Consider the following 25,100-nt stretch of genomic DNA (forward strand, 5'->3'; position numbering starts at 1 on the left):
TTGAAAGGAGCACTTATGCGCTATCCAGTTGTGATTCACCCGAACGAACACTTAAAAATGAAGGCTCAACCTGTGACGATTATTACCGATGAAATTGTGCAGTTACTAGAGGATATGTATGAAACAATGCTGGCCCATGATGGGATTGGCTTAGCAGCCCCGCAAATTGGCAAAAATTTGCAAATGGCAGTAATTGAAATTGATGAAGAATCTGGTCGTTTTGAACTAATTAATCCAGTGATTATTGAAAAAAAGGGAACCAGTATTGATGTGGAAGGCTGTTTAAGTATTCCAGAAACATATGGAACCGTTGAACGAGCAGATGAAGTGACTGTCCGTTATTTTGACCGTGAAGGTGAAGAAATGGAAGTTACGGCTTACGGCTATTTAGCTCGAGCTTTTCAACACGAAATTGATCATTTGAACGGCGAGTTATTTATCGATAAAATGATTGAGAAAATTGCACCAGAAGATTTAGAAGCGTATATGGAGGAACATTTTGATGACTAAAATTGTATTTATGGGCACACCAGCCTTTTCTGTTCCGATTTTAGAAAGTTTAATCGAGGCAGGCTATGACGTTCAAGCGGTTGTCACGCAACCAGATCGACCAGTTGGCCGAAAAAAAGTGATTACCCCAACGCCTGTCAAAGAAGCAGCTTTAAAACATAACTTATTAGTCTTACAACCAGAGAAAATTTCAGGTTCTCCTGAAATGGAAAAAGTGATTGACTTAGCACCAGATTTAATTGTGACAGCAGCCTTTGGACAATTTTTACCAGAGAAAATTTTAAAAGCGCCCAAACTAGGTGCGATTAATGTCCATGCCTCACTTTTACCAAAATATCGTGGCGGCGCACCTGTACATTACTCGATTATTGAAGGAGAAAAAGAAACAGGCGTCACGATTATGGAAATGGTGAAAAAAATGGATGCTGGCGCGATTTTATCGCAACGTGCAATTCCGATTACGAAACAAGACGATGTAGGCACCATGTTTGAAAAATTAAGCATTCTAGGAAAAGAACTTTTATTAGAGACGTTACCTAAGCTAATTGCTGGCGAAATCACGCCTATTCCACAAGTGGAAGAAGAAGCTACTTTTTCACCAAATATTACCCGGGAACAAGAACGAATTGACTGGCAAAAAACTGCTGAGGCAATTGATAACCAAGTGCGTGGTATGCGTCCTTGGCCAACAGCGTTCACAACCTATCAAGGGACCAACTGGAAAATTTGGGCAGTGACACCACTGACTGAAACAACAACCAGCGCCCCAGGAACGATTATCCAACGTAGTAAAAAAGCGCTATGGATTGCTTGTGGCGAAGGGACAGTTCTTCAAATTGATCGCCTGCAACCAGCAGGTAAAGGTCAATTAACGATTCAAGAATTTTTAAATGGCGTTGGTCAAAATGTCGCAGAAAAAGATAAGGTGGACTAACAAAAATGGCTGAAAAAATCCCCAAGAAATTAAAACGTTCTGTTCGATACGTTGCTTTAGAAACCATCGAACGTGTGGATAAAGGTGGGGCGTACTCCAATCTTTTACTTAATGAAATGATGACAAAATCAGAACTAAGCGAGAAAGATGGCCGCTTGTTTACAGAACTTGTCTACGGCACAATTAGTCGCAAATTATTGTTGGAATACTACTTAACACCATTTGTTAAGAAACCGCAAAAAGTCGATAATTGGGTGAAAAATTTATTGATTTTATCGTTATATCAATTACTTTATTTAGATAAAGTGCCTGATCATGCAGTCATTAATGAAGCGGTTGAAATTGGCAAACGTCGTGGCAATCCTGGGATTGGTAAATTCGTGAATGGCGTGCTGCGGGCGTTCCAACGAAATGGAGCACCTAGTTTGGCCGCAATTAGCGATCCAGTTGATCGTTTAGCAACGGAAATTAGCATGCCACGTTGGTTAACAGAAAAATTGCTTGCCCAATTAGGCGAAGAAGAAACACGGCAGTTAGGCTTGTCATTATTTGAAAAAAGCCATGCGAGTGGCCGAGTAAACACACGGTTTATTTCACGAGAAGAAGCGCTGGAAGAATTACAAGAAACAGGGATTGCCGCGAAGGAAAGTCAACTTTCCCCTTATGGTGTTGTCGCTGAAAAAGGCTACTTAGCTGGCAGTGAACTGTTTATTAACGGTTGTTTAACCATTCAAGATGAAAGCTCTATGCTCGTGGCTCCAGCGATGCAAATTGAACCGCATCATCGTGTCTTGGATGCTTGTGCGGCTCCTGGTGGCAAAACGACTCATATCGCAACTTTTTTAGAGGCTGAAGCAGGTGGTCGTGTGACTTCTTTAGATATTCATGCGCACAAAATTAAGCTAATTAATGAAAATGCGCAACGCCTCCACGTGGCGGATGTCGTCCAAGCAGAAAAGCTTGATGCGCGACAAGTGGCCGAAGAATTTCCCGCAGAAACCTTTGATCGGATTTTAGTTGATGCACCATGTTCAGGCTTAGGGCTGATGCGCCGTAAACCAGACATTAAATACCATAAAACGGCCAATGATTTTCAAAATTTACCTAAAATTCAGTTAGAAATCTTAGAAAGTGTTGCCCCAACACTAAAACAATGGGGTATAATGGTCTATAGCACTTGTACTATTACGCCAGAAGAAAATCAGGAAGTGGTGGCAGCCTTTTTAGCCAAACACCCTGAATTTGAAAAAATTGAAATTGTTGCAAATGAAAACGTCCAAGCAGTAGTAAAAGAGCAAGAACTGGTTCTGTATCCCCATCAATACATGACAGATGGCTTCTTTATTTGCTGTATGCGGAAAGTTAGTTCAAATGAGGTGAAATAATTTGGAAATCAACGTTCAATCAGATGTCGGTCGCAAAAGAAATACGAACCAAGATTATGCCAACGTTTTTGAGAACCAACAACACATAACCTTTGCTGTTTTAGCAGATGGCATGGGTGGCCACCAAGCAGGTGATGTCGCTAGCCAAATGGCAGTCAATAATTTAGGTGAGAGTTGGTCCAATGCGTCTGTCGACTCAGCTGAAAAATCTGCACAGTGGTTAATTCAAGCAATTCAAAAGGAAAATGAAAAAATTTATGAACGCGGACAATCGAAACCAGAGTATTTAGGAATGGGGACAACCGTGGTTGGTGCCATTCTTTTACCGGATTCATTTGTCTTAGCAAATGTGGGGGACAGTCGTGCTTATTTAGTTCGTGACCAACACATGTTACAATTAACAGAAGACCATTCTTTAGTGAATGAACTAGTAAAATCAGGGGAGATTACTCGTGAGATGGCTGCAAATCATCCACGAAAAAATGTCCTAACACGTTCTTTGGGAATGCCTGGCACTGTCGAAGTCGATGTAACCAATCATGAATGGCTGCCTAATGACTATTTACTGTTATGTTCGGACGGTTTAACCAATATGGTTCCTGAGACAAAAATTTTAGAAATTTTAGAGACGTCAGATCCCTTAGAATCCAAATTAAGCCAACTCGTTGCCCAAGCAAATGAAGCGGGTGGTTTAGATAACATTACCGTGTTAGTGATACACTTTGACGAACAGAAGGAGGAAAACCAATGATAGAAATCGGCAAGAAGCTGAATGGTCGATATCACATTATTGGCAGCATCGGAAGCGGCGGCATGGCCAACGTCTATTTAGCACACGATTTAATTTTAGACCGAGACGTTGCAGTAAAAGTCTTGCGCTTTGACTTCCAAAACGATCAAGCCGCCATCCGACGTTTTCAGCGTGAAGCACTAGCCGCAACTGAGCTGGTTCACCCGAATATCGTCAGTGTGTACGATGTAGGCGAAGAAGATGGACTACAATATTTAGTCATGGAATATGTGAAAGGAATGGACTTAAAACGGTACATCCAAACGCATTTCCCAATTCCTTATTCCACAGTTGTGGACATTACGCAACAAATTTTATCTGCTGTCGCAATGGCACATGAACATAGAATTATTCACCGGGATTTAAAACCGCAAAACATTCTGATTGACGAACACGGCACAGTCAAAATTACTGACTTTGGGATTGCGATTGCCTTGTCAGAAACGTCAATTACGCAAACGAACACAATGTTAGGTTCGGTGCATTACTTATCGCCAGAACAAGCACGCGGAAGCATGGCGACTAACCAATCAGATATTTACGCTGTGGGAATTATTCTCTATGAAATGCTAACGGGGAATGTACCTTTTGATGGTGAATCAGCCGTAACGATTGCCTTAAAACATTTTCAAGAAGAAATTCCCTCTGTTAAAATGTTTGATCCAGGGATTCCTCAATCATTGGAAAATGTGGTTCGTCACGCAACCGCAAAAGACCCAAGCGATCGCTACAAAACAGCGAATGAGATGGCAGAAGACTTATACACGTCCTTGTCAGCCAGTCGTTTAAACGAACCTGCGTGGGAACCAACGGCTTTATTAGGAGAAACGAAAGTATTAACTCCGATTCCCGAAGACATCGCTGAACCGGAAGAGACAACGCCTGTCGAAGTCCCAGAAGATATCGCAGATGACATTTTAGCTGAACAACCACCGAAGAAAAACCGCAAAAAATTGTGGATTGGCTTAGCAATTGCGGCATTAATTGCTTTAGCAATAGGTGGCTTAGCCTTTGCAATGTCGGGTGGTAAAGACGTTGAAGTTCCTGATGTTACAAATGAAACGAAAGCGGACGCTTCACAAGCGCTACAAAGTGCCGGGCTGAAAGTCGATAGTGAAACCAAAAAAATTCCCGATGATAAGATTGAAGAAGGCAAGGTGGTCAAAACAGACCCCGAAGCAAAATCATCTGTGAAAAAAGGCCGATCTGTTACTTTGTACATCAGCTCTGGAACAGAAAAAATTGAGATGGCCGATTATACAAACGAATCGTATGAATCTGCTGTCGAAGCCTTGAAAAAACTAGGGTTTTCAGAAGACCAAATTACAACGAAAAAAGAATACAGTGATTCTGTGTCTACAGATAACATTATTAAACAAAAACCAGCTGCAGGTAAAAAAGTTGATCCGAAAAAAGACAAAGTCACTTTAACGGTCAGTGAAGGACCAGAAGCGGTTACTTTGCCTAGTTACGCCGGTTATTCTTACACAAATGCAGTAAATGCATTGGCACAATTAGGTATTTCTGAATCTCAAATTACGCGTGTCGACCAAGCAAGCGATACGGTAGAACCAGGTTTAGTCATTACGCAAGACCCCGCACCAGGTGGCACCGTGACACCTAAAAATGGCCAAGTGACGTTATATGTAAGTAAAGGTAGCGACAAAGTGACACTTTCTGATTATAGCGGAATTTCTTACGATAATGCGGTAAGTCGCTTAATTGCTTTAGGTATCCCAGAATCTCAAATTAAACGAGTGGACGAAGAAAGCGACAAGGTTGAAAAAGATACCGTGATTAGTCAAGAACCAGCTTCTGGTACCGCTGTTGATCCGAAAAATGACACGATTACTTTACATGTCAGCAAAGGCAGTGACTCAGTAACTGTTCCTGATATTTCAGGTTATTCGCCAAAAGCTGCAGAAGACAGCATCAATAACGCTGGCCTTAAAATCAATGAACAAGGATTATCTGGCTCTGGCGATGGCCAAGTCGTTGAACGAACTAGCCCATCCGCTGGCAGCAAAGTCAAAAAAGGCGACTCTGTTACAGTTTATTATTCAAAAGCAAATGATTCAAAAAGCACCACTAGTGAAAGTAGTACGAGTAATTAAGACAAGAGGTTGGGACAGGAGGGTTTAGCTTCAAGAACCAAGTAGGTACTGTTTAACATCTATTTGCTTTTCAAATAGTGTTTCTCAGCAATAAGAAGAAGCTGTTCCTGTCCCGCCGTTTATCTTAAGATTTAAGTCTAGGAAGGTAAGTCATTTCGACTTATGTCCTAGGCTCTTTTTAATTAATAGAATCGAGAGGCTCCCTTGATTTCTCTGCCACTATCCTGTATATTCGAAAGTAGTTAGGAGTGGTTTATCTGAAAGGTCAAATCAGAAAAGCGTTAAGCGGTTTTTATTATGTATACGCAGATGGAGAAACATATCAAACAAGAGCGCGAGGGAATTTTCGTAATCGAAAAATTACGCCACTCGTGGGAGATGAAGTACTTTTTGAAAGCGATAATTTAACAGATGGTTATGTGTTGGAAATTTTACCAAGACGAAATGAATTAGTGCGCCCGCCTGTTGCAAATGTGGATCTAGGTGTGGTTGTCATGAGTATGGTTTCGCCAAATTTTTCGTTTAATTTGTTGGATCGTTTCTTAGTCAGCTTAGAGTATAAGGATATAGAACCAGTTATTTATTTAACGAAAGTTGATCTATTAGATGAGCCGCAACGTCAAGAAGTCACTGAAATTAAACAGATTTATGAAGCGTTAGGTTATGCGGTAATCGCTTCGGAAGACGTAGAAGCCACCAAAGAATTAGAACGCTTTTTCCCAGAACGATTGACTGTTTTTATGGGACAATCAGGCGCTGGAAAATCAACATTGTTGAATCAAATTTCACCAGAATTACAACTAGCAACTGCGGAAATTTCCCAATCTTTAGGACGGGGCAAACATACGACCCGTCACGTGGAATTGATTCCGTTATACGACGGTTTGGTTGCTGATACACCAGGATTTAGTGCCATCGATTTCTTGGAGATGGAAGCAGTGGAATTACCAAAGCAATTTCCTGAATTTGTTGCCGCGGCCTCTCACTGTAAGTTTCGTGAATGTATGCACCACAAAGAACCTGGTTGTGAAGTGAAACGTCAAGTGGAAGCGGGAACCATTGCGACGAGTCGTTACGAAAATTATTTACAGTTTTTAATGGAAATCGAGAATCGACGACCTGTTTATAAGAAAAAATCATAGCAAATATAAAGGGAGCGAGCCAAATGAAACTAGCACCATCCATTTTAAGTGCCGATTTTGCCAATTTAGAAAGAGATATCCGTTTAGTAGAAGAATTAGGAGCAGATTATATTCATGTTGATGTCATGGACGGTCAATTTGTGCCCAACATTACCTTAGGACCGAATATCGTTTCAGCGATTCGTCCAGTGACAAAACTACCATTGGATGTTCATTTGATGATTGTACAACCTGAAAATTATATCAATGCTTTTGCGGAAGCTGGTGCGGATATTATTACCGTCCATCAAGAAGCAACACCCCATATTCATCGTGCCTTACAAATGATTAAAAATGCAGGTGTGAAAGCTGGCGTAACCATCAATCCTGGGACACCACTTTCGATGATTGAAAATGTATTAGACTTAGCAGACCAAGTCTTGGTAATGACTGTCAATCCAGGCTTTGGCGGACAATCATTTATTGAAAACTCACTAGAAAAAATTGCTCAATTAAAAGAATGGAAAGAAACAAAAGGATACACCTATGAAATTGAAGTCGATGGCGGGATTGTTCCTGAAACTGCCGCACGTTGCAAAGAAGCTGGTGCGGAAGTGTTTGTTGCAGGCTCCTACATTTATAATGCTGAAAATCCTCAAGAACGAATCGATGCACTGAGAGCAGTGCTAGACAAATGAGTCGTGTCTTACTGGTAGCTGGGGGCAATCCAAGTGATTGGCCAACCATTGAACCAGCTACGTATGATTATTTCGTAGGTATTGATCGCGGCTGTCTCCATTTATTAGAGGTCGATTTACCGTTACAATTAGCGGTGGGCGATTTTGATTCATTATCACGAGAAGAATACCATTTTGTCCAAGAAACTGCCGAAACACTCATTCAAGCACCTGCTGAAAAAGATGATACAGATACACAATTAGCGCTTCAAGAAGCTTTACAACGATTTCCACAAGCAGAGATGACGATTATCGGTGCGACAGGGGGCAGAATTGACCACCTGTTAGCCAATCTTTGGTTACCCTTTGAACCACGATTTCAAGGCGTACTTCGTCAAATCCGTCTATGCGATCGTCAAAATAGCATCCAGTATTACGCCCCTGGTTCGTATATCGTACCGAAAGAGCCAGATAAAGAATATCTGGCCTACTGCTGTTTGACGCCTGTAGAAAACTTGACGCTACGACGCAGTAAATATTTATTAACCAATCAAGATGTTCCTTACCCAACATCGTATGCAAGTAATGAATTTATCGAAGAAGCCGCTGCTTTTTCCTTCGATGCAGGGATGATTGCAGTTATTCAAAGTAAAGACAAGTAAAAAGAAGTTGGACCTTCATCAAAGTGATGAAGGTCCAACTTCTTTTTTTTTGCAATAAAAAAAGCCGAACAACGAACGTCCAGCTTTGCTTATTTAAGTTTATTAAACACGTTCGATTTTACCAGATTTCAAAGCACGAGTTGACACCCAAACTTTTTTAGGTTTACCATCGATTAATACGCGAACTTTTTGTAAGTTAGGTTTCACAGTGCGTTTTGTTGAGTTCATCGCATGTGAACGGTTATTACCACTTGAAGTCTTACGACCAGTGAAGTAACATACTTTTGCCATTTTAAGTTTCCTCCTTTGCCTTGATCTTGGAGCGATAATATTCAGCTCATACTAACTTAATTTATCATATTAGGCACTGATTTGCAAGAAGATTTTTTTCTATGATTTGACTTTAGCAATCAAAAAGAGTAAATTGAAATCTTGCTAGAATGTTCACTTAGAAGTGGAAGAATGAAAATATCTGACGAACTTCCTTTTAATTAAAGGCTGGATATGATAAAATGTTATGGAAGAAAATAGGGCGAATGTGCTCTTATAAGGAGGCTTTCATCAATGGCTGTAAAAATTCAAACACCCGCAGGTACCATTGAGATTACCAATGATGTGATCGCTACAGTAGTTGGCGGAGCTGCGACAGATATTTACGGAATTGTCGGAATGGCAAGCAAAAATCAAATTAAAGATAACTTAAACGATATTTTACGTCGTGAGAATTACTCACGTGGTGTCGTTGTTCGTCAAGAAGACAACGGAATCGCAGTGGATGTCTACACGATTGTTAGTTATGGTACAAAAATTTCTGAAGTTTCTCGTAACGTCCAAGAAAAAGTAAAATATAATCTTGAAACATTATTAGGTGTCACTGCGAATTCAGTTAACGTTTTTGTTCAAGGAGTTCGTGTATTACCGGATTAGAGGTAGTGTACTGTCAACGATGCAATTGCACAAGGAAGTCGTGTGTTGCCGTTAGCGGTAAATCTGAAGGAGGATTTTTTAGGTGAATGTAACAGAAATCAGCGCAGGTCAGTTCCAGGAAATGGTCCAGGCAGGTGCGACTCGTCTGCACACAAATGCAGAATATGTCAACTCATTAAACGTTTTCCCTGTACCCGATGGTGATACAGGAACAAATATGAACTTATCAATGACCAGTGGTGCAAAGGCTGTGGCCGATTCTCGCTCTGAAAAAGTAGGAGAATTAGCAGGTGCGTTATCCAAAGGGTTATTAATGGGTGCTCGTGGAAACTCTGGGGTTATTTTATCTCAATTATTCCGCGGCTTCTCAAAACAAATTCCTGAGGTTACAACATTAAATGCCAAAGACTTGGCCGCTGCCTTTACACATGGTGTAGAAACAGCGTATAAAGCAGTGATGAAACCCGTTGAAGGAACAATCTTAACTGTTTCTCGTGAAGCGGCGCGTTCTGGTGAACGTAAAGCGAAAGAAACAGATGACTGTATCGAAGTTATGACAGCTGTTGTAGCAGGCGCTAAACGTGCCTTAGCGAAAACACCTGATTTATTACCTGTCCTAAAAGAAGTCGGCGTTGTAGATAGTGGGGGTCAAGGACTACTATTTATCTATGAAGGATTTTTAGAAGCGCTTAGTGGTGAATTTTTACCAACTGAAACGTATGAACCAAGTCCTGCCGAAATGGACGAAATGGTTAATGCTGAACATCACCGTGGTGTTAGTGGCCACGTTGCGACAGAAGACATTAAATTTGGCTATTGTACAGAAATTATGGTTCGTATCGGCGAAGGCCCAACCGTGGACAGCGCTTTTGATTATGAAACATTCAGAAACTACTTAAATGAACTAGGCGATTCTCTATTAGTCGTTAACGATGACGAAATTATCAAAGTTCACGTACACACTGAGCATCCAGGTGAAGTGATGAACTACGGCCAAAAATTTGGTTCGTTAGTAAAAATAAAAGTAGACAATATGCGTTTACAACATGAAACGTTAGTTGAACGCGATGCTCAGCAAGAAGCGTTGACTGAAAAAGTTCGCGTACCGTTTGCTGTGATTGCTATTGCAGCCGGTGAAGGCGTTCAAAAATTATTCCGAAGTTTAGGTGCAAGCTACATTATTAGTGGTGGCCAAACAATGAACCCAAGTACGGAAGATATTTTAAAAGCAGTCAAAGAAGTGAATGCAGAGCAAGTCATTATTTTACCAAACAACAAAAACATCTTTATGGCGGCTGATCAAGCAGCAGAAGTTGCCGATGTACCAGTAGCGGTTGTTCCATCTAAAACCATTTCTCAAGGAATGACAGCAATGTTAGCTTTCAATGATCAACAATCATTAGAAGAAAACAAAGCAAGTATGACGGAAATGTTAGACAGCGTTGTGAGTGGTCAAGTAACCACAGCTGTTCGTGACACAACCATTGATGACGTTGAAATTAAAAAAGATGACTTCTTAGGAATGATTGATGGTAAAATCGTCGTTTCTGAAGCAGATCGTTTTAATGCATCATTAGACACGTTGAACCGCATGATTGATGAAGACACTGAAATCGTGACAATTATTGTCGGCGAAGATGGTTCGGTTGAAGAAGCTGAAAAGCTAATCGCTATTTTAGTTTCTGAAAACGATGAACTAGAAACAGAACTTCATGAAGGTGGACAACCTGTGTATCCATACTTATTCTCAGCAGAATAGGTTTTCGTGATGAAAAAATAAAAACGAATAGGCTGGTTCATTAGTTAGGGCTAATGAACCAGCCTATTTAATGAATGATCCATTTTTTTGCGTATATTAATGAGGAGGGGATTTTATGGACATCACAGATTTAGTCAGCGTATTGCCCGGTGTTGGCCCAAAACGTGCTGAAAATTTACAAGAACTGGGGATTGCTACAATTGAAGACTTATTGACGTATTATCCCTTCCGCTACGATGATATCCAAGAAAAGGATTTAAGCGAGATTCAGGATCAGGAAAAAGTTACGCTAAAAGGGCTAGTGGTTTCGGAAGCAGTCGTTAGTCGGTACGGTTATAAGAAGAGCCGGTTAACGTTTCGAATGATGCAGGAACATGCGGTCATTAATGTTTCCTTCTTCAACCAACCTTTTTTAAAAGACAAAGTAGTTCTTTCCGAAGAAATTGCTGTTTATGGCAAGTGGGACGCCAAGAGAAAATCATTAAATGGCATGAAAATCTTAGCTTCTAAAGGAGACAATGAAGATTTCGCCCCCATTTATCATGTGAATAAAAAAGTCCGCCAAAGCACGTTGGTTCAGTTAATCCGCACTGCTTTTGAAGAGTATGGTTCACTGGTTGAAGAGATTTTACCGAATGATTTATTAGAAAAGTACCGCTTGATGCCTAGAAAAGAAGCAATGTGGGCGATGCATTTTCCCAGTAATCCAGAAGAAAGCCATCAAGCTAAACGACGAGTAGTCTTTGAAGAGTTTTTCCTTTTCCAACTTAAAATGCAAGGATTGAAGAAACAAGAAAAAGCGGAAAAAAATGGTTTAGCTATTCAATATGACGTGGATCGCTTAAAAACGTTCACCCAAGGACTGCCTTTTGAATTGACAGGCGCCCAAAAAAAAGTGACCAATGAAATTTGTCGAGACTTGCGAAGTCCGAAGCATATGCAACGATTGCTTCAAGGTGACGTGGGGAGTGGGAAAACGGTAGTGGCTGCGATTGCGCTATACGCCACCATGACCGCTGGCTTTCAAGGGGCGTTAATGGTTCCGACTGAAATTTTAGCGCAACAACACATGGAAAGCTTACAGCAGTTGTTTGATCCATTAGAAGTGCGAACGGCCTTATTAACAGGTTCCACCAAAACGAAAGAACGTCGTCTAATTCTCGAAGAACTGGCCAATGGCGAGATTGACATTGTGGTAGGGACCCATGCTTTGATACAACAAGATGTCAGTTTCCATCAATTAGGTTTGGTAATCACCGATGAGCAACATCGTTTTGGTGTGAATCAGAGAAAAATATTAAGAGAAAAAGGCTTAAAACCAGATGTTCTATTTATGACGGCCACTCCGATTCCTCGAACGCTGGCCATTACAGCCTATGGCGAAATGGATGTATCAATCATTGATGAAATGCCAGCTGGACGGATTCCAATCGAAACACGTTGGATTCGGCCGCCGCAGTTAGATACTGTTTTAGAATGGATGGAAAAAGAGCTAGCTCGAGGACATCAGGCCTATATTATTTGTCCCTTGATTGAAGAATCCGAAGCCTTAGATGTGAAAAACGCAACAGAAATTTTTGAACATATGCAAAGCTTTTATTCCCCAAGATATCAAGTGGGATTGCTACACGGTAAAATGAAAAACCAAGAAAAAGATGACATTATGCAGGAGTTCAAAGACAATCAGCTGCAATTATTGGTTTCTACCACAGTTATTGAAGTTGGCGTGAATGTACCAAATGCCACGGTGATGTTAATTATGGATGCGGACCGGTTTGGGTTAGCACAGTTACATCAGTTACGGGGCCGTGTGGGGCGTGGCTCCAGTGCTTCTTATTGTATTTTAGTAGCCAATCCGAAAAATGAAATGGGCGTTGAGCGTATGAAAATCATGACAGAAACCACCAATGGTTTTGTCTTGAGTGAGCGTGATTTGGAACTTCGCGGACCTGGGGAAGTGTTCGGTGCACGGCAATCAGGAGTGCCTCAATTTGCGGTAGGAGATATCGTGACGGACTTTAACATTTTAGAAGTTGCGCGCCAAGAAGCAAGTGCCCTATGGCAAGTGAAAGAATGGTGGCAATATCCTGCTTATCAAGGCTTAGCCAATCGAGTAAAACCCCAAGATGAGGCGGCCCAATTTTTCGATTAGAAGAGGTAATTTTTGAAGCCAGAAAGTAAAAGCCAATGCGTATTTCTTTGAAAAAAATATGTTATACTTGTTAGGAAACAAAAAAGTAGGAGGGAATCACTCATGAAAATTGCTGTAGATGCAATGGGTGGAGATAACGCCCCACAAGCAATTGTTGAAGGGGTTATGCTAGCCAAACAAGACTTCCCAGACATTGAATTTCAATTATATGGAAAAGAAGCCGAAATAAAAAAATACATCACCGATGAAAAAAACATTACGATTATTCATACCGATGAAAAAATTGCTAGTGACGATGAGCCAGTTAAAGCAATCCGTCGTAAGAAAACTGCTTCCATGGTTTTAGCAGCGCAAGCAGTTAAAAATGGGGAAGCAGATGCGATTTTTTCTGCAGGCAACACCGGAGCGCTATTAGCAGCGGGTCTGTTCATTGTCGGCCGCATCAAAAATGTGGAACGTCCCGGTTTGATGTCAACTTTACCTGTCATGGGAGAACCAGACAAAGGGTTTGACATGTTAGATTTAGGAGCCAATGCAGACAATAAACCAGAACATTTGGTTCAGTATGCCGTTTTAGGTTCATTCTATGCTGAAAAAGTTCGGAACGTTCAGAATCCTCGTGTCGGTCTATTAAATAACGGAACTGAGGAAACAAAGGGCAGTGAATTAACGAAAAAAGCCTTCGAATTGTTAGCAGCAGATGAAACGATTAATTTTGTCGGAAACGTTGAAGCACGAGAATTATTAAATGGCGTAGCTGACGTGGTGGTGACAGATGGCTTCACAGGAAATGCCGTTTTAAAATCCATCGAAGGCACAGCTATGAACATGATGAGCTTGCTGAAAACAGCGATTCTTTCTGAAGGTGTCAAAGGAAAAATGGGCGCCTTATTATTAAAGAATGCGTTGCGTGGCATGAAAGACGAAATGGACTACTCAAAACATGGGGGGGCGGTTTTATTTGGCTTAAAAGCGCCAGTCATTAAAACGCATGGGGCCACGGGTCCTGATGCCGTCCGCTACACCATTCGTCAAATTCATACAATGTTAGAAACCCAAGTTGTCCCACAATTAGTGGAATATTATGAAGGCAAAGCAGAGTAATTTGCAATTGTCTTGACATCAGTTTGTTACTCAAATGAAAAAAAGATGGACAAATACCCAAATTGTGAGTACAATGTATCTTAGCGTTTTAGTAAAAGAAAGAACCTTTTTTCAAAAGCAGTGGAGGTGAATACAGTTGACTCGTGAAGAAGTACTTCAAAAAGTAGCGAAGATTATCTCAAACCACTTTGATATTGAAGCGGATCAAGTAACAGATCAATTAAACATTAAAGATGATTTGAACGCTGACTCAATTAGCGTAATGGAGTTTGTTTTAGAACTTGAAGATGAATTTGGAACAGAGATTTCAGATGAAGATGCAGAAAAAATTGAAACAGTTGGTGCCGCTGTAGATTATATTGTGAGTAATTCATAAAAAATAATAAGACAAAGTCGATTAACATTCCTGTTAATCGACTTTTTTTGCGTACATAATGGTTATTTTATTAAGCAATAAGGCTATTTTTACACATATTTTTGTAAAAAAAATCATACATGTAAAAAAATAACTGCGAAAAAAGTTATTTTATCTTGCTTTTTATGGAATAATTCTATAAAATTATGAAAAAACAATGAGCTGTAAATTAACATTGATAAAAATTAGAAAGTGCTATCATTAAATATTAGTTAATTTATATAATGTTTTTGAAAGGACGTAAGGGGTGCGTATGGATGCAAGGAAATGAACAATTACTAGAGGTTTCAGGATTAGAAACAGCATTTAGAATCAAAGATGATTATTATAATGCCGTCGATGATGTTTCATTTGAATTGAAGAAAAATGAGATTCTGGCAATCGTCGGAGAATCTGGTTGTGGAAAAAGTACCTTAGCAACAACGATTATGGGCTTACATGATCCCAATCATACCAAAATTACTGGGGAAATTTTATACAACAATTTAAACTTAACTACGTTTAATGAAACATTGTACAACAAAGTCAGAGGAAACGATATTGGGATGATTTTCCAAGATCCGTTGTCTGCACTGAATCCGCTCATGCGAATTGAAGACCAAATTAAAGAAAGTCTCACGTATCATACCAAAATGACCGCACAACAAAAACAAGCACGGGCCATTGAACTGTTAGATCAAGTGGGGATTCCCAACCCAGAGCGTGTCGGGAAACAGTATCCTCATGAATTGTCTGGCGGCATGCGCCAACGGGTGATTATTGCCATTGCAATCGCGTGTAAACCACCGATTTTAATTGCAGATGAACCCACGACGGCCTTAGACGTTACCATTCAGGCACAAATTCTCGATTTGTTAAAAGATTTGCAAGAAGAAACAGGGAGCGGCATTATTTTAATTACCCATGACTTAGGTGTAGTTGCGGAAATGGCTGATCGTGTAGCGGTTATGTATGCGGGTCAGTTTGTAGAAGTAGCCACTGCTGAAGAATTGTTTAGTCATCCGAAACATCCATATACACGTTCCTTACTTCAGTCCATTCCCCAAGAGAATTCAGATGAAGAAGAACTTCATGTGATTGAAGGGATTGTTCCTTCGTTAACCAAATTACCTAGAAAAGGTTGTCGGTTTGCCCCACGAATTCCTTGGATTGATGCATCGGAACATGAAGAAAATCCAACATTACATGAAGTTGCACCGAATCATTTTGTTCGTTGTACATGTTATAAACATTTTCATTTTAGAGACGGGGAAGGGGAAGCGTAATGACAGAAATTATTCAAATTAAAGATTTAAAAGTTCATTATCCAATTCGCAGCGGCTTCTTCAATCGAATCACTGATCATGTTTTGGCGGTTGATGGTGTGGATTTCATGATTGAACAAGGTAAAACATATGGGTTAGTTGGTGAATCGGGTTCTGGAAAATCAACGACAGGAAAAGCAATTATTGGTTTAGAAAAAATTACAAATGGTGAAATTATTTATCAAGGACAAGATGTAACCAAGCCGCGAAGTCGAAAAGCGATCGGATACAACAAAGATGTCCAAATGATTTTCCAAGATTCGATGTCAAGTTTAAACCCTAAAAAACGAGTACTAGATATTATCGCCGAACCAATTCGAAATTTTGAACGGTTAAGTGACCAAGAAGAAAAGAAAAAAGTCAAAAGTTTGTTGGATATTGTGGGGATGCCAGAAGATGCGTTGTACAAATATCCTCATGAATTTTCTGGTGGGCAACGCCAACGTTTAGGCGTCGCCCGAGCGGTGGCTACCAGCCCCAAATTAATTATTGCAGATGAACCTGTTTCAGCACTGGATTTATCTGTGCAAGCACAGGTATTGAATTTTATGAAAAACATTCAACAGGAATATGGGTTAAGTTACTTATTTATTTCCCATGATTTGGGCGTAGTTAAACATATGTGTGACAACATTGCCATTATGTACAAAGGCCGTTTTGTAGAAATCGGTACACGCCAAGATATTTACACTAATCCACAACACATTTATACCAAACGCTTACTTTCAGCAATTCCTAAAATTGACGTAGCGAACCGAGAAGCTCACAAAGAAGAACGAAGAAGAGTTGAGCAAGAGTATCGGGAAAATCATAAAGACTATTATGATGAAAATGGGCGGGTTTATAACTTACATGCGATTAGTCCAACCCACCAAGTAGCGTTAAAAAATGGAGGTGCTGAATAATGTGGAAAACAATTTTACGCCGTTTGTTATTGATGATTCCGCAAGTGATTATTTTAAGTGTCTTGATTTTCCTGTTGGCTAAAATGATGCCAGGTGATCCGTTTACAGGATTGATTAATCCGAACCAAGACCCGAAAGTGATTGAAGCCATGCGCGAAGCTGCCGGGTTAAATGATCCTTGGTACGAACAATATTTCCGTTGGATTGGCAATGCCTTACATGGAGATTTTGGTCATAGTTTTATCTTTAAATTACCTGTGTCCACGCTCATTGCTGGTCGGGTGGGGAATACGATTGCATTGGCTGCTGTGTCAGTTATAATCACGTATTTAATCGCCATTCCTTTCGGTTTAATTGCTGGCCGTTACCAAAATTCATGGTTTGACAAAATGGTGGTTATCTATAACTTCTTCAGTTTTGCCGTGCCATTATTCATCTTTGCCTTGATTATGCTCTTTATTTTTGGGTATCGCTTAGACTGGTTCCCAACGAGTGGAACCGTGACTGTTGGTTTGGCTGAGGGAACGTGGCCGTATTATTTAGATAAACTGAAGCATTTAATTTTACCAGGGGTCACTCAAGCGTTGCTAGGGACAGCGGTCACTATTCAATATTTGCGGAGTGAAGTGATTGATGTTAAAAACATGGACTTTGTTCGTACTGCTCGTTCAAAAGGAGTGCCAACGAATAAAATTTTTAATCGACACATTTTTAGAAATGCAGCATTACCAATTGCCTCTCAATTAGGTTATGAAATTACTGCTTTGATTGCCGGATCAGTCGTTATTGAAAAGATTTTTGCTTTCCCAGGAATTGGAAAATTATTTATTGATAGTATCATTCAACGTGACTATTCCGTTATTACCGCTCTCGTGTTGATTTTGGGATTGGCAACCCTTATCGGAACCTTAATTTCTGATATTGTAATGAGTATTGTTGATCCAAGAATTCGAATTCAGTAGAAAAAACACGAAGAAAGGGTGATAAAAATGGAATTGACAGAAGAAAAAAGAGAAGAAGTCTTACAAGAAAGTATTCCACCAATGGGCTTTCGGATGATTGCGCGAGAATTCGTCAAAGAAAAAATGGCGATGTTTTCTTTAATCCTTTTGGTTATTATCTTATTAGCCGTTTTTATCGGTTCGTTAGTGTTAGACCAAAGTGCCGTTATGCATGTAAGTATTTTAGATAAATATGCGGAACCAGGTACCGTTACAATGAATGGCACCAAGTTCATTTTAGGTGCCGATGAAGGTGGTCGTGATGTTTTAGGACAATTGATTATCGGGGCTAGGAACTCGATTTTAATCGGTTTTGCCATTACGATTATTACGTCTATTATCGGGGTCGGTTTAGGGATTATTTCCGGTTATTATGGAGGCATGATTGATAATATTTTGATGCGTATTGTGGATTTTATTATGATTTTGCCAATTATGTTAATTATTATTGTGTTCGTTTCCGTGATTCCTAAATATAGTATCTGGTCCTTTATTTGGATTATGTGTGCGTTTTATTGGGTTGGAAAAGCGCGGTTGTTCCGCAGTAAAACGTTATCTGAAGGGCGCCGAGATTACGTTAGTGCCTCTAAGACAATGGGAACAAGCGATTTTAAAATTATGTTTCGAGAAATTATGCCGAATTTAAGTTCATTAATTATTACGAACTTAACGATTAATTTCGCGGCCAATATCGGGATCGAAACAACGTTAACTTTCTTAGGCTTCGGGTTACCACAAAGTGTCCCAAGTTTAGGAACCTTAATTGGCTACGCCAGCAGTGGGGATGTATTAGTCAATAAACAATGGGTTTGGTTACCTGCATCAATTCTAATTTTAGTCTTGATGTTAAGTATAAACTATGTTGGACAAGCATTTAAGCGCTCAGCAGATGCACGACAACGATTAGGCTAATTAGCCAAAAAATGAGGGAGGAAAAGAGATGAACAAGAAACGGATTTTAGGTGCAATCACGTTAGCTTCTGTGTTAGTATTCGGGTTAGCTGCATGTGGTGGCGGCAATAAAGGCGGGGGCAATAAAGCAACGGAAACAGAAGACATTTCAAAAATGCCAATCGCTGTTAAAAATGATAAAAAAGCAATTGATGGCGGGACATTAGATGTCGCTGTAGTTATGGATACACAATTCCAAGGACTTTTCCAGCAAGAATTTTATCAAGACAACTATGATGCACAATACATGCTTCCAACGGTACAGCCATTATTTAACAATGATGCAGACTTTAAGATTGTCGATGGGGGTCCTGCGGATCTGAAATTAGATGAAGATGCCAATACAGCAACCATTAAATTACGTGACAATTTGAAATGGTCTGACGGTAAAGATGTGACGGCAGATGACGTGATTTTCTCTTATGAAGTCATTGGTCATAAAGACTATACAGGGATTCGTTATGATGATAACTTTACGAATATTGTTGGCATGGAAGACTACCATGATGGTAAATCGCCAACCATTTCTGGCATAGAAAAAGTCAATGATAAAGAAGTTAAAATCACTTATAAAGAAGTTCACCCAGGAATGCAACAATTAGGTGGCGGTGTTTGGGGTTCAGTTTTACCAAAACATGCCTTTGAAGGAATTGCTGTTAAAGACATGGAATCAAGCGATGCAGTTCGTAAAAACCCTGTAACTATTGGACCATACTACATGAGTAATATTGTGACAGGTGAATCTGTTGAATACCTACCAAATGAGCATTACTACGGTGGCAAACCTAAATTAGATAAATTAGTGTTCAAATCTGTTCCTTCTGCGAGCATTGTAGAAGCGATGAAAGCGAAACAATACGATATTGCATTATCAATGCCAACAGATACGTATCCAACATACAAAGATACTGAAGGGTATCAAATCTTAGGACGTCCCGAACAAGCCTACACGTATATTGGCTTTAAAATGGGTACGTTTGACAAAGAAACCAATACAGTGAAATACAATCCAAAAGCTAAAATGGCAGATAAAAGCTTACGTCAAGCCATGGGCTATGCAATTGACAATGATGCAGTCGGCCAAAAATTCTACAACGGCTTACGAACAGGGGCAACAACGTTAATTCCACCAGTCTTCAAGAGCTTGCATGATAGCGAAGCGAAAGGCTATACGCTTGATTTAGACAAAGCGAAAAAATTATTAGACGATGCTGGTTATAAAGACGTAGACGGCGATGGCATTCGCGAAGACAAAGAAGGCAAACCACTAGAAATCAAGTTTGCTTCAATGTCAGGCGGCGAAACTGCACAACCACTTGCTGATTACTATGTCCAACAATGGAAAGAAATTGGCTTAAACGTAACGTATACAACAGGACGCTTAATTGATTTCCAAGCATTCTATGATAAATTGAAAAATGATGACCCAGAAGTAGATATCTATCAAGGCGCGTGGGGCACAGGTTCAGATCCTTCACCAACCGGCTTATATGGTCCAAACTCAGCCTTTAACTATACACGTTTTGAGTCAGAAGAAAATACTAAATTACTTGATGCGATTGATTCAAAAGCATCATTTGATGAAGAAAAACGTAAAAAAGCCTTCTACGATTGGCAAGAGTATGCCATTGATGAAGCGTTTGTAATCCCAACGCTTTACAGAAATGAAGTCTTGCCTGTCAACGACCGTGTAGTTGACTTTACTTGGGCAGTTGATACGAAAGATAATCCATGGGCAACGGTGGGTGTCACTGCGGAAAAACGTTAAACAACGTTCCGCTGATTTAATAGAGATAGAACGAGGTCGGGACAGAAGTGTTTAACTCCGAGAAATAAGGAGGAGTTGCTTCTGTTCCCGCCGTTTATCAGTTTTTGAGCGTGGCGCAAAAATCCAAAGTGATTTTTGTCCCACGCTCTTTCTATCTCTTACGTAAACAAACGCTTTTATCTCAGTCGCAGCTCTATTTATTTATTTTTTTCTAAAAAATAATGAGAACACAGTGAATAACAGGCTTTTTCTGAATAGAACCATTTAAAAAAAGTGAAAAAAAAAGTATAATGAAACAAGGTGTAAATAAATGTAAAGGAATGTGGAGAATGGACAATCAGTTAACAACAGAGTTAAAAGAACGTTACGGCATTGTTTTCCATGATGTCAATCTATTAGAGCAAGCTTTTACTCATTCATCCTATGTGAATGAGCATCGCTATTTAAAATTATCCGATAATGAACGTCTTGAATTTTTAGGAGATGCAGTTTTAGAATTAATTGTTTCACAATATTTGTATTTAAAATTCCCAGAACTTCCAGAAGGAAAATTAACGAAGATGCGCGCAGCCATCGTTCGGGAAGATAGTTTAGCCAAATTTGCGAAAGAATGTCACTTCGACAACTACATTTTATTAGGTAAAGGAGAAGAAGCATCGGGCGGACGAACACGTGCATCATTATTATGTGACTTATTTGAAGCCTTTTTAGGTGCCCTCTACTTAGACCAAAAAGTTGGCGCAGCCAAGAAATTTATTGAAGACGTTATTTTTCCGAAAATTGATGCCGGTGCTTTTTCACATGAGATGGATCACAAAACACAATTACAAGAAGTTTTACAACGCAAAGGCGATGTTTCAATTGAATATCGCTTAATTAAAGAAGAAGGCCCTGCTCATGACCGCACCTTTTTCACTGAAGTTTACATGAATGGTGAACTCATTGGGTTAGGCCAAGGAAAATCGAAGAAGTTAGCTGAACAGGATGCCGCTGAGCGGGCACTGAAAAGTATTCCTCAGTAAGGCTGGAAGGAGCAATATTCGTGTATTTAAAACGAATTGAAATTACAGGATTTAAATCATTTGCAGATAAAACCATTATTGAATTTGAAGATGATGTGACAGCAGTGGTTGGTCCGAATGGAAGTGGGAAAAGTAATATCACGGAAGCCGTTCGCTGGGTATTAGGTGAACAATCTGCGAAAAACCTTCGCGGTGGCAAAATGAACGACATTATCTTTGCCGGTTCGGAAGGTCGTAAGCCGCTAAATATTGCGGAAGTTACCGTGACGTTAGACAACAGCGACCATTATTTAGCATTGGATTATAGTGAGATTAGTGTCACCCGTCGTTTAAAACGAACGGGCGAAAGTGACTTTTTTATTAATAAACAAGCGTGCCGTTTAAAAGACATTCAAGATTTATTTATGGATTCAGGGTTAGGCAAAGAATCTTTTTCAATTATTTCACAAGGGAAAGTTGAAGCGATTTTTAATAGTAAACCTGAAGACCGTCGTGGGATCTTTGAAGAAGCAGCGGGCGTTTTAAAATACAAACAACGGAAGAAAAAGGCTGAACAAAAGCTTTTCGAAACTGAGGACAACTTAAGCCGTGTCCAAGATATCATTTACGAGTTGGAAGACCAATTAGTTCCTCTAGCCGCCCAAGCAGATGCGGCTAAAAAGTATTTAGCTTTGAAAGAAGAACTTACCGAAATTGATGTCAATTTAACTGTGACCGAAATTCAAGAAGCAAAAGCTATTTGGGAAACGAAAACGCAAGAATTAACAGCCATTGAAGAAAAGTTAGCTGGCGCAAGTAAGCAAGTCCATGACTTAGAAGGCAAATTGGTACGTTTACGCAGCAAGCGCAATCGTTTAGATGAACAAATTGAAACGGAACAACAACAATTATTACAAGTGACAGAAGCGTTGAAACAAGCAGAAGGACAAAAAAATGTTTTAATTGAACGTTCCAAACACACCTCCCAAACGGCAAGCGAATACGAAGAGACATTGGCAGAAACGGCCGAAAAAATTGTTCGTTATCGAGAAGAATTGCAGACGCTGGAAACAGCAATCGCAGAAAAAACGGCACAACGTCAGACGTTAAAAGAAGCATTGGCTTTGGCAACGAAAGATGTGGAAAAATATAGTAAGTCTTCTAAAGAATTAATGGAAGAATTGCGCAGTCAGTATGTGGAAGTCATGCAAGAGCAAGCCAATACAGCCAATGACTTAAAATATTTAGAACGACAATATCAACAAGAAACAGCTAAAAATCAACAATCGCTAGCAAAACACGAAGCGCTAGAAGAACAGATGGTTGAAGCTCTCGCAATGAAAGAGACGCTAGAAAAAGAGCAAAAAGTTGCAAAACAAGGCTTACAAGAACAGTTGGAAGAATACACTGCGTTGAAAGCAACGCTTGAAGCTAAGCGTGAACGATTAGCACAGCGTCAAAACGATATGTACCAAGCGATGAATCAAGTGCAACAAGCGAAGGCACGCCAAAAAAGTTTGCAAGAAATTCAAGAAAATTACGCTGGCTTCTATCAAGGCGTGAAAGCTGTATTGCGTCACAAAAACCAATTAACTGGGATTGTTGGCGCAGTGGCTGAGTTAATTGAAGTGCCTAAAGAATATACGTTGGCGATTGAAACGGCCTTAGGTGGTGCGGCGCAACATATTGTTGTGGAAAATGAGAAAGATGGTCGAGCAGGCATCACCTTCTTAAAACAACAACACAGTGGCCGAGCGACCTTTTTACCATTGACAACCATTAAGCCACGCTCTGTATCGGCGATGGTTCAGAATCGTTTGGCTGGTGCACCGGGCTTCGTGGGGATCGCCAGTGAATTAGTTCGTTATCCAGAACAAGTACAAACCGTTATTCAAAATCTCTTAGGCGTCACGATTTTAGCGGCAGATTTAACGAGTGCCAACCAGTTAGCAAAATTAGTCAATTACCAATATCGCGTTGTCTCATTGGAAGGCGATGTGATGAATCCTGGCGGTTCGATGACTGGGGGAGCCAATAAACGTGGCAACCAAGGAAGCCTATTTTCACAAGCGCAAGAACTTCAAACAATCACTGAACAAATGACTCAATTAGAAACACAACTAAGAAGTGTAGAACAAGAAGTCCAAGCGCTCTCGCAAGAAGTGAAAACAGCCACGGAACGTGCAGAAATGTTGCGCTCTGCTGGTGAACAAAATCGTTTAAAACAACAAGAAATTGATAATAAATTAGCCAATCAAACAGAAACGATTACTCGTTTAACAAAAGAAAAACGCTTGTTTGAATATGAATCACGGGAATTGCATCAATTCTTAACCGAATATCAAGCGAAAAAAGCCACATTGACAGAGCAACAAGCAAGCTTAACGGCAACGAAAGAACGTTTAGATGCTGAAATGAAACAAGTGGAACAAGAAGCTAGCCAAATGGAAACCTTTAAAGCCCAAGCGCAAGAACGCTTGACGACAGTTCAAGCAGAACAAGCAGTAGCGGCGGAACAATGTGCCCATTTTGCTCGTCAAAAGCAAGACAAACAAGAACAATTGGACGAATTGTTGATTCGAGAAACGGCCATCCGTCAACAGCTACAACAATTAAGTAGCCATTCTAGCGATCACCAGTTAACCGAAGAAGGCTTAGCGGCACAAGTCGCTCAATTAGCGGAGAAACAAACAGCGTTGCAAACCTCTTTACAAACGGCACGTAGTCAACGACAAGCGTTGCAAGAAGAAGTAGACGAGTTAGATACAAAATTAGCGGAAGAAAACAAACGCCAACAACAGTATTTAGCAGATAAAACACAAATTGAAGTCCTAAAAAATCGTGCAGAAATGCAATTAGATAGCTCGTTAAGTTACTTACAGGAAGAATACAGCTTAACCTTTGAAGCTGCCTATGAAGCGTATTTCCCAATCGATGATTTAGCGCAAGCACAGCAAACAGTGAAACGCCTAAAACAAGAAATTGAGCGGTTAGGACCTGTTAACTTAAGTGCCATCGAGCAATTTGAACAAGTCGATGAACGCCATCAATTTTTAGTCAGTCAACGTGATGATTTATTAAATGCGAAAGAACAATTATTTGAAACCATGGATGAAATGGACCAAGAAGTGAAAGAACGGTTTAAAGAAGTCTTTGAAGCAATTCGTGGCCAGTTTAAAGTGGTATTTCCTAATATGTTTGGTGGCGGACGGGCAGAACTGGTGCTAACCAACCCAGAGGATCTCTTGAATACAGGGATTGAGATTGAGGCGCAACCACCAGGGAAAAAATTACAACATTTAAGCTTGTTGTCTGGAGGCGAACGGGCATTAACGGCGATTGCATTACTCTTTTCAATTATTCGTGTTCGACCCGTTCCGTTCTGTATTTTAGATGAAGTAGAAGCAGCTTTAGATGAAGCCAACGTTGCTCGTTTTGGCCATTATTTAAGCGAATTTGAAGATGGTACACAGTTTATCGTGGTGACGCATCGTAAAGGGACAATGGAAGCCGCAGATGTTTTATATGGCGTGACTATGCAAGAATCTGGGGTTTCAAAAATCGTTTCAGTTCGCTTGGAAGAGGTCAAAGAAGGTGGCGCAATTGAAAAAAGCAATTAG

Annotated in this window: 21 protein-coding genes; 20 read left to right on the forward strand and 1 reads right to left on the reverse strand. The window is 40.1% G+C overall.

The window, feature by feature from the left end:
• Nucleotides 1-15: 15 nt before the first annotated feature.
• The 8 genes from def to IGL80_RS01830 all read left to right on the forward strand — a co-directional run bounded on the left by def (nucleotide 16) and on the right by IGL80_RS01830 (nucleotide 8,193).
• Nucleotides 16-510, forward strand: coding sequence for a peptide deformylase (def, locus tag IGL80_RS01795; RefSeq protein WP_002371656.1), 495 nt, complete (start codon nucleotides 16-18; stop codon nucleotides 508-510).
• Nucleotides 503-1,444: a methionyl-tRNA formyltransferase gene (fmt, locus tag IGL80_RS01800; RefSeq protein WP_002365369.1), complete on the forward strand. Its 942-nt coding sequence runs from the start codon at nucleotides 503-505 to the stop codon at nucleotides 1,442-1,444. The genes def and fmt overlap by 8 nt, the downstream gene beginning before the upstream one ends.
• A gap of 5 nt (nucleotides 1,445-1,449) precedes the next feature.
• Nucleotides 1,450-2,829: a 16S rRNA (cytosine(967)-C(5))-methyltransferase RsmB gene (gene rsmB / locus IGL80_RS01805; protein ID WP_002354921.1), complete on the forward strand. Its 1,380-nt coding sequence runs from the start codon at nucleotides 1,450-1,452 to the stop codon at nucleotides 2,827-2,829.
• 1 nt (nucleotide 2,830) lies between these two features.
• A complete protein-coding gene (locus IGL80_RS01810; RefSeq protein ID WP_002354922.1) occupies nucleotides 2,831-3,580 on the forward strand; it encodes a Stp1/IreP family PP2C-type Ser/Thr phosphatase in 750 nt (249 codons plus the stop codon).
• Nucleotides 3,577-5,733 carry a serine/threonine protein kinase IreK gene (ireK, locus tag IGL80_RS01815; RefSeq protein ID WP_002365367.1) on the forward strand — a complete coding sequence of 719 codons (2,157 nt, stop codon included), beginning with the start codon at nucleotides 3,577-3,579 and terminating at the stop codon, nucleotides 5,731-5,733. The genes IGL80_RS01810 and ireK overlap by 4 nt, the downstream gene beginning before the upstream one ends.
• Before the next feature lie 248 nt (nucleotides 5,734-5,981).
• Nucleotides 5,982-6,875 (forward strand): ribosome small subunit-dependent GTPase A, encoded by an 894-nt coding sequence (gene rsgA, locus IGL80_RS01820; protein ID WP_002359046.1) that lies wholly within the window; start codon nucleotides 5,982-5,984, stop codon nucleotides 6,873-6,875.
• A 23-nt stretch (nucleotides 6,876-6,898) separates the two neighbouring features.
• Nucleotides 6,899-7,552, forward strand: a complete 654-nt coding sequence (rpe, locus tag IGL80_RS01825; RefSeq protein WP_002354925.1) for a ribulose-phosphate 3-epimerase — start codon at nucleotides 6,899-6,901, stop codon at nucleotides 7,550-7,552.
• Entirely contained in the window at nucleotides 7,549-8,193 is a 645-nt protein-coding gene (locus IGL80_RS01830; RefSeq protein ID WP_002359047.1) for a thiamine diphosphokinase, read from the forward strand. The genes rpe and IGL80_RS01830 overlap by 4 nt, the downstream gene beginning before the upstream one ends.
• Nucleotides 8,194-8,295: 102 nt before the next feature.
• On the opposite strand, the gene rpmB is transcribed toward IGL80_RS01830, so the two are convergent.
• Nucleotides 8,296-8,484: a 50S ribosomal protein L28 gene (gene rpmB, locus IGL80_RS01835; RefSeq protein ID WP_002354928.1), complete on the reverse strand. Its 189-nt coding sequence runs from the start codon at nucleotides 8,482-8,484 to the stop codon at nucleotides 8,296-8,298.
• A 273-nt stretch (nucleotides 8,485-8,757) separates the two neighbouring features.
• On the opposite strand from rpmB, the gene IGL80_RS01840 reads away from it, so the two are divergent.
• From IGL80_RS01840 to smc, 12 genes are all read left to right on the forward strand, one after another.
• Entirely contained in the window at nucleotides 8,758-9,120 is a 363-nt protein-coding gene (locus IGL80_RS01840) for an Asp23/Gls24 family envelope stress response protein (protein ID WP_002354933.1), read from the forward strand.
• Nucleotides 9,121-9,202: 82 nt separating this feature from the next.
• On the forward strand, nucleotides 9,203-10,879 hold the full coding sequence (locus tag IGL80_RS01845; protein ID WP_002359050.1) for a DAK2 domain-containing protein: 1,677 nt from the start codon (nucleotides 9,203-9,205) through the stop codon (nucleotides 10,877-10,879).
• A 115-nt stretch (nucleotides 10,880-10,994) separates the two neighbouring features.
• Entirely contained in the window at nucleotides 10,995-13,031 is a 2,037-nt protein-coding gene (gene recG, locus IGL80_RS01850) for an ATP-dependent DNA helicase RecG (protein WP_002359051.1), read from the forward strand.
• A gap of 102 nt (nucleotides 13,032-13,133) precedes the next feature.
• Nucleotides 13,134-14,135: a phosphate acyltransferase PlsX gene (gene plsX, locus IGL80_RS01855; RefSeq protein ID WP_002354938.1), complete on the forward strand. Its 1,002-nt coding sequence runs from the start codon at nucleotides 13,134-13,136 to the stop codon at nucleotides 14,133-14,135.
• Nucleotides 14,136-14,271: 136 nt separating this feature from the next.
• Entirely contained in the window at nucleotides 14,272-14,511 is a 240-nt protein-coding gene (gene acpP, locus IGL80_RS01860; protein ID WP_002354939.1) for an acyl carrier protein, read from the forward strand.
• 263 nt (nucleotides 14,512-14,774) lie between these two features.
• Nucleotides 14,775-15,815 (forward strand): oligopeptide ABC transporter ATP-binding protein Opp2D, encoded by a 1,041-nt coding sequence (gene opp2D / locus IGL80_RS01865; RefSeq protein ID WP_002365359.1) that lies wholly within the window; start codon nucleotides 14,775-14,777, stop codon nucleotides 15,813-15,815.
• On the forward strand, nucleotides 15,815-16,759 hold the full coding sequence (opp2F, locus tag IGL80_RS01870) for an oligopeptide ABC transporter ATP-binding protein Opp2F (RefSeq protein WP_002354942.1): 945 nt from the start codon (nucleotides 15,815-15,817) through the stop codon (nucleotides 16,757-16,759). Before opp2D ends, opp2F begins: the two co-directional genes overlap by 1 nt.
• Nucleotides 16,759-17,721 (forward strand): oligopeptide ABC transporter permease Opp2B, encoded by a 963-nt coding sequence (gene opp2B, locus IGL80_RS01875; RefSeq protein WP_002354943.1) that lies wholly within the window; start codon nucleotides 16,759-16,761, stop codon nucleotides 17,719-17,721. Before opp2F ends, opp2B begins: the two co-directional genes overlap by 1 nt.
• A 27-nt stretch (nucleotides 17,722-17,748) precedes the next feature.
• Nucleotides 17,749-18,672: an oligopeptide ABC transporter permease Opp2C gene (gene opp2C / locus IGL80_RS01880; protein WP_002365358.1), complete on the forward strand. Its 924-nt coding sequence runs from the start codon at nucleotides 17,749-17,751 to the stop codon at nucleotides 18,670-18,672.
• A 28-nt stretch (nucleotides 18,673-18,700) separates the two neighbouring features.
• Nucleotides 18,701-20,479: an oligopeptide ABC transporter substrate-binding protein Opp2A gene (gene opp2A, locus IGL80_RS01885; protein WP_002354945.1), complete on the forward strand. Its 1,779-nt coding sequence runs from the start codon at nucleotides 18,701-18,703 to the stop codon at nucleotides 20,477-20,479.
• 329 nt (nucleotides 20,480-20,808) lie between these two features.
• The gene (rnc, locus tag IGL80_RS01890) at nucleotides 20,809-21,501 is read left to right on the forward strand and encodes a ribonuclease III (protein WP_002354946.1); all 693 of its coding nucleotides are present in this window, start codon (nucleotides 20,809-20,811) and stop codon (nucleotides 21,499-21,501) included.
• A 20-nt stretch (nucleotides 21,502-21,521) separates the two neighbouring features.
• Nucleotides 21,522-25,100, forward strand: coding sequence for a chromosome segregation protein SMC (gene smc, locus IGL80_RS01895; RefSeq protein ID WP_002359052.1), 3,579 nt, complete (start codon nucleotides 21,522-21,524; stop codon nucleotides 25,098-25,100).

This window comes from Enterococcus sp. DIV2467a (genome assembly GCF_050532945.1).
GTDB classification, from domain to species: domain Bacteria; phylum Bacillota; class Bacilli; order Lactobacillales; family Enterococcaceae; genus Enterococcus; species Enterococcus faecalis.

Bases quoted from the DNA above. Each gene is read 5' to 3' on its own strand.
- fmt (WP_002365369.1), top strand. From the start codon at position 503: ATGACTAAAATTGTATTTATGGGCACACCAGCCTTTTCTGTTCCGATT.
- rnc (WP_002354946.1), top strand. From the start codon at position 20,809: ATGGACAATCAGTTAACAACAGAGTTAAAAGAACGTTACGGCATTGTT.
- IGL80_RS01840 (WP_002354933.1), top strand. From the start codon at position 8,758: ATGGCTGTAAAAATTCAAACACCCGCAGGTACCATTGAGATTACCAAT.
- rpe (WP_002354925.1), top strand. From the start codon at position 6,899: ATGAAACTAGCACCATCCATTTTAAGTGCCGATTTTGCCAATTTAGAA.
- rpmB (WP_002354928.1), bottom strand. From the start codon at position 8,484: ATGGCAAAAGTATGTTACTTCACTGGTCGTAAGACTTCAAGTGGTAAT.
- recG (WP_002359051.1), top strand. From the start codon at position 10,995: ATGGACATCACAGATTTAGTCAGCGTATTGCCCGGTGTTGGCCCAAAA.
- IGL80_RS01830 (WP_002359047.1), top strand. From the start codon at position 7,549: ATGAGTCGTGTCTTACTGGTAGCTGGGGGCAATCCAAGTGATTGGCCA.
- ireK (WP_002365367.1), top strand. From the start codon at position 3,577: ATGATAGAAATCGGCAAGAAGCTGAATGGTCGATATCACATTATTGGC.
- opp2C (WP_002365358.1), top strand. From the start codon at position 17,749: ATGGAATTGACAGAAGAAAAAAGAGAAGAAGTCTTACAAGAAAGTATT.
- def (WP_002371656.1), top strand. From the start codon at position 16: ATGCGCTATCCAGTTGTGATTCACCCGAACGAACACTTAAAAATGAAG.
- opp2D (WP_002365359.1), top strand. From the start codon at position 14,775: ATGTTTTTGAAAGGACGTAAGGGGTGCGTATGGATGCAAGGAAATGAA.
- plsX (WP_002354938.1), top strand. From the start codon at position 13,134: ATGAAAATTGCTGTAGATGCAATGGGTGGAGATAACGCCCCACAAGCA.
- opp2F (WP_002354942.1), top strand. From the start codon at position 15,815: ATGACAGAAATTATTCAAATTAAAGATTTAAAAGTTCATTATCCAATT.
- opp2A (WP_002354945.1), top strand. From the start codon at position 18,701: ATGAACAAGAAACGGATTTTAGGTGCAATCACGTTAGCTTCTGTGTTA.
- opp2B (WP_002354943.1), top strand. From the start codon at position 16,759: ATGTGGAAAACAATTTTACGCCGTTTGTTATTGATGATTCCGCAAGTG.
- rsmB (WP_002354921.1), top strand. From the start codon at position 1,450: ATGGCTGAAAAAATCCCCAAGAAATTAAAACGTTCTGTTCGATACGTT.